1 protein-coding gene is annotated in these 2,067 nt (G+C 53.7%); it reads right to left on the reverse strand.

Annotation, left to right across the window (positions count from 1 at the left end; all coding sequences use genetic code 11):
* Positions 1-1,982: filamentous hemagglutinin N-terminal domain-containing protein (locus WJT86_RS12240; RefSeq protein WP_346337876.1), on the reverse strand; the 1,982-nt coding region annotated here is incomplete at its 3' end.
* Positions 1,983-2,067: the final 85 nt, after the last annotated feature.

A 2,067-nucleotide genomic window follows, 5' to 3' on the forward strand; every position in this document is an offset into this window, starting at 1 on the left:
CCGCCATAGATCACACCGCGCTGCTGGCTGGTGCCATCTGCATTTTGTGCAACCGAACCAATATTCGTGATGCTGCCTGCGGTAATTGCTGTGCTGTCTTTGCCATTAATGACACCGGCATTGCTCAGGCTCTGCGCAACATTCACAATAACCTGTGCGCCATAGATGACGCTGTTCGCTCCTGCATTCAGACTGTTCGCCGTGACTTCGGTGCCGCGGTCACCATAGATCGTGCCATCATTCGTCATGGCACCAGACACATCAATCGCGACATCCGGGCCATAAATCTGGGCCTCGCTCAGGTTATCAAGCTGGCTGGCCGCAATCTGCGTGCTGGCATAGCCATACAGGATACCCGCATTCACTATTTGGTCGGTCAGGATAAGACGCAGGTCATTCGCAACAATCTGCCCTGTCGCCTCATTGATAAGTGATTTGCCGAGGTTGAGTGTCAGGTTCGGGTAGTTCAGGGTTGTGGCATTGGTCAATGTTCCACGCACATCAATCAGAAAGCGGCCACTGTTACCCTCGCCTGCCTGAAACTTCGTGTCCTGACCAAGACGCATGTCATAGCCAAGAACGTAGATATCGCGCTTTGCGACCAGAATGGTCTGTTCCAGTGTCGTCTGATCAAGACCGGATACCGTGATGGTATCACCACTGACCTCAAGCCCGCTGGTCGAAACGGATTGCCCTTCAAGGCTGACCATATCGCGGGCGTAAATACCGCCAGAGGCCGTAACCGTTCCGCCACCAACAAGGCTGATCGCGGAGGCATTCGACTGAAGATACCCTTCAGACAGAACGTTCCGGACAGCCTCAAAGATAATCGCATCATTGGCCTGAGCCCTGATATCCTTCGCGACTGTAACATCACGACCAACACCCGTGATACGACCAAGCGCCTGCTGATCACCACCAATCGTCAGGATACCATCCGCTTCAAGACGGATGTCGCCCGTCGAGCCTGCAGAACCAATCGACAGATCACCACCCGAGCGGACAGTAACAAGCCCGACAATCTGGTGGACCTGACCATTCTCTTCAAAACTGAAACCAAGCGAGGTTAAATCACCCTGGAGCTGCACACCAAGGTCTGTATCATGGGACAGAACAGAGATTGTTCCTGCGCGGATCATACCACCCGCAGATGAGACAATGGCATCACCTGTTACAACAGGAATATCTGCCCCTGTAATGCGGCTGACCGTATCGCTGTTCTGATCCCAGTTGATCGCACCGGCGCGAAGGCGCACGTGACCTGTCGCATCAATCGGTGCATCGACGCGGAGCTGACGCCCCACCAGATCAACATTCGACAGCTTGCCAACTGTTCCATCCGGGTTGATCGCGGCAATCCCGCCACCTTCAACCGTGACAGTCCCGCGCGTGACCTTAAAGCCAACCGTTCCATTCTGGTAATCCGGAACGGGAACACCGCTTGATAAGGTCACACGACCGGTATTGATAAAGGTACAGGAACGGCAGGTCACACCATTCGGGTTCGCAACAATCACATCCGCCTTGGTTCCGAACACTTCTGTCGGGCCATTCAGCAAGGACGTATTGGTACTGGTGACTTCATTCAGGATAACACTGGCCGGGCGGGAGTTGACGAGGTTCGGGTTACCCTCGATACGGCCACCCAGGATAGAGGTTCCACCAAGACCGGAGTTGTTCAGAATAACGCCACGGGTATCAACGTTATAATGCTCGAACTTGTTGTGGGACACGCCGCCAAAGGAGGGCTTTGTAATATCAACCAGCGGCACGCCGTTCGGTGCCGTACCAACACGTGGCTGGAACTGGATATTGGCACGGGGATCGCTGATGATCTGAGCCTGCGCAACACTCGACAGAACACCAAATGGACCCGTCAAGGCCATCGTACCTGCAAGAAACAGGCTCAAAACCCGACGCGGCATAAACCAGAAACCGATACGCGAAGCTGTACCGGAAAAGCTAAATGAACCCTGCCCCATAACAAATACCCGTGACTTCTGAATTAATATTATTACTCGGTCAGCCCCTCGCTTAACCGAAGATGTCGCGGGAAAATATATCCTA

The sequence above is a fragment of the Hohaiivirga grylli genome, assembly GCF_039655745.1.
GTDB lineage: Bacteria > Pseudomonadota > Alphaproteobacteria > Rhizobiales > Beijerinckiaceae > Hohaiivirga > Hohaiivirga grylli.